General features: G+C 50.5%; 2 rRNA genes. Both read left to right on the forward strand.

From position 1 onward, the window contains the following. Positions 1 to 100: 100 nt before the first annotated feature. Positions 101 to 2,989 (forward strand): 23S ribosomal RNA (locus ACHUFZ_RS21065). Positions 2,990 to 3,076: 87 nt separating this feature from the next. After that, positions 3,077 to 3,193, forward strand: a 5S ribosomal RNA gene (rrf, locus tag ACHUFZ_RS21070). Positions 3,194 to 3,195: the final 2 nt, after the last annotated feature.

Genomic DNA, 3,195 nt, shown 5'->3' on the forward strand with positions numbered 1-3,195 from the left:
AGTGACTATTCAAAATTGAGTCCGGCAAAATCGAGTCTGCACATGTATAAAAATGCAGACAACTTTGGTTGTTTGACGTAAAGACCCTTTGGGGTTGTATGGTTAAGTGACTAAGCGTACACGGTGGATGCCTTGGCAGTCAGAGGCGATGAAAGACGTAGTAACTTGCGATAAGCCCAGATTAGGTAGTAACAACCATTTGAGTCTGGGATTTCTGAATGGGGAAACCCACGTGCATAAGCACGTATCATTAACTGAATACATAGGTTAATGAGGCGAACCGGGGGAACTGAAACATCTAAGTACCCCGAGGAAAAGAAATCAACCGAGATTCCGAAAGTAGCGGCGAGCGAAATTGGACTAGCCCTTAAGCTTTATATGCGTTAGACGAACGGTCTGGAAAGTCCGGCGATACAGGGTGATAGCCCCGTAGTCGACAACGCACATTCAGTGAAATCGAGTAGGGCGGGACACGTGATATCCTGTCTGAATATGGGGGGACCATCCTCCAAGGCTAAATACTACTGACTGACCGATAGTGAACCAGTACCGTGAGGGAAAGGCGAAAAGAACCCCTGTGAGGGGAGTGAAATAGAACCTGAAACCGTGTACGTACAAGCAGTAGGAGCACCTTCGTGGTGTGACTGCGTACCTTTTGTATAATGGGTCAGCGACTTATATTCAGTAGCAAGGTTAACCATCTAGGGGAGCCGTAGAGAAATCGAGTCTTAACTGGGCGTCGAGTTGCTGGATATAGACCCGAAACCAGGTGATCTAGCCATGGGCAGGTTGAAGGTTGAGTAACATCAACTGGAGGACCGAACCGACTAATGTTGAAAAATTAGCGGATGACTTGTGGCTAGGGGTGAAAGGCCAATCAAACCTGGAGATAGCTGGTTCTCCCCGAAATCTATTTAGGTAGAGCCTCGGACGAATACTACTGGGGGTAGAGCACTGTTAAGGCTAGGGGGTCATCCCGACTTACCAACCCTTTGCAAACTCCGAATACCAGTAAGTACTATCCGGGAGACACACGGCGGGTGCTAACGTCCGTCGTGGAGAGGGAAACAACCCAGACCGCCAGCTAAGGTCCCAAATTATTACTAAGTGGGAAACGATGTGGGAAGGCTTAGACAGCTAGGATGTTGGCTTAGAAGCAGCCATCATTTAAAGAAAGCGTAATAGCTCACTAGTCGAGTCGGCCTGCGCGGAAGATGTAACGGGGCTAAGTAATAAACCGAAGCTGCGGCAATGTCCTTTGGGCATTGGGTAGGGGAGCGTTCTGTAAGCCGTTGAAGGTGTGTTGTAAAGCATGCTGGAGGTATCAGAAGTGCGAATGCTGACATGAGTAACGATAAAGGGGGTGAAAAACCCCCTCGCCGGAAGACCAAGGGTTCCTGTCCAACGTTAATCGGGGCAGGGTAAGTCGACCCCTAAGGCGAGGCCGAAAGGCGTAGTCGATGGGAAACGGGTTAATATTCCCGTACTTCTTACAATTGCGATGGGGGGACGGAGAAGGCTAGGTGGGCCTGGCGACGGTTGTCCAGGTTCAAGTGCGTAGGCTTAAGAGTTAGGTAAATCCGGCTCTTTTTAAGGCTGAGACACGACGTCGAGCTACTACGGTAGTGAAGTCATTGATGCCATGCTTCCAGGAAAAGCCTCTAAGCTTCAGATTGTAAGGAATCGTACCCCAAACCGACACAGGTGGTCGGGTAGAGAATACCAAGGCGCTTGAGAGAACTCGGGTGAAGGAACTAGGCAAAATGGTACCGTAACTTCGGGAGAAGGTACGCTCTTGTCGGTGAAGTCCCTTGCGGATGGAGCTAACGAGAGTCGCAGATACCAGGTGGCTGCAACTGTTTATTAAAAACACAGCACTGTGCAAAATCGTAAGATGACGTATACGGTGTGACGCCTGCCCGGTGCCGGAAGGTTAATTGATGGGGTTAGACTTAGGTCGAAGCTCTTGATCGAAGCCCCGGTAAACGGCGGCCGTAACTATAACGGTCCTAAGGTAGCGAAATTCCTTGTCGGGTAAGTTCCGACCTGCACGAATGGCGTAATGATGGCCACGCTGTCTCCACCCGAGACTCAGTGAAATTGAAATCGCTGTGAAGATGCAGTGTACCCGCGGCTAGACGGAAAGACCCCGTGAACCTTTACTACAGCTTGGCACTGAACATTGACCCTACATGTGTAGGATAGGTGGGAGGCTTTGAAGACGGTACGCCAGTATCGTTGGAGCCGTCCTTGAAATACCACCCTTGTAGTGTTGATGTTCTAACATGGGCCCCTTATCGGGGTTGTGGACAGTGCCTGGTGGGTAGTTTGACTGGGGCGGTCTCCTCCCAAAGAGTAACGGAGGAGCACGAAGGTGGGCTAAACACGGTTGGACATCGTGTGGTTAGTGCAATGGCATAAGCCCGCTTGACTGCGAGAATGACAATTCGAGCAGGTGCGAAAGCAGGTCATAGTGATCCGGTGGTTCTGTATGGAAGGGCCATCGCTCAACGGATAAAAGGTACTCCGGGGATAACAGGCTGATACCGCCCAAGAGTTCATATCGACGGCGGTGTTTGGCACCTCGATGTCGGCTCATCACATCCTGGGGCTGAAGTCGGTCCCAAGGGTATGGCTGTTCGCCATTTAAAGTGGTACGCGAGCTGGGTTTAGAACGTCGTGAGACAGTTCGGTCCCTATCTGCCGTGGGCGTTGGAAGATTGAAGGGGGCTGCTCCTAGTACGAGAGGACCGGAGTGGACGAACCTCTGGTGTTCGGGTTGTCATGCCAATGGCATTGCCCGGTAGCTAAGTTCGGAATCGATAACCGCTGAAAGCATCTAAGCGGGAAGCGAGCCCTGAGATGAGTCTTCCCTGACCCCTTGAGGGTCCTAAAGGGTTGTTCGAGACTAGAACGTTGATAGGCAGGGTGTGTAAGCGTTGTGAGGCGTTGAGCTAACCTGTACTAATTGCCCGTGAGGCTTAACCATACAACACCCAAAGGGTTTTGATGGACTCGATGTAAGAACATTGAATGTGTATTGAGAATTAAACAGCTTTCTGAATTTTAAAATTTGCTTGGCGACCATAGCGATTTGGACCCACCTGATTTCCATGCCGAACTCAGAAGTGAAACGAATTAGCGCCGATGGTAGTGTGGGGTTTCCCCATGTGAGAGTAGGACATCGCCAGGCTT

The sequence above is a fragment of the Vibrio hepatarius genome (assembly GCF_043642085.1).
In the GTDB taxonomy this organism is placed as follows: Bacteria; Pseudomonadota; Gammaproteobacteria; order Enterobacterales; family Vibrionaceae; genus Vibrio; species Vibrio hepatarius_C.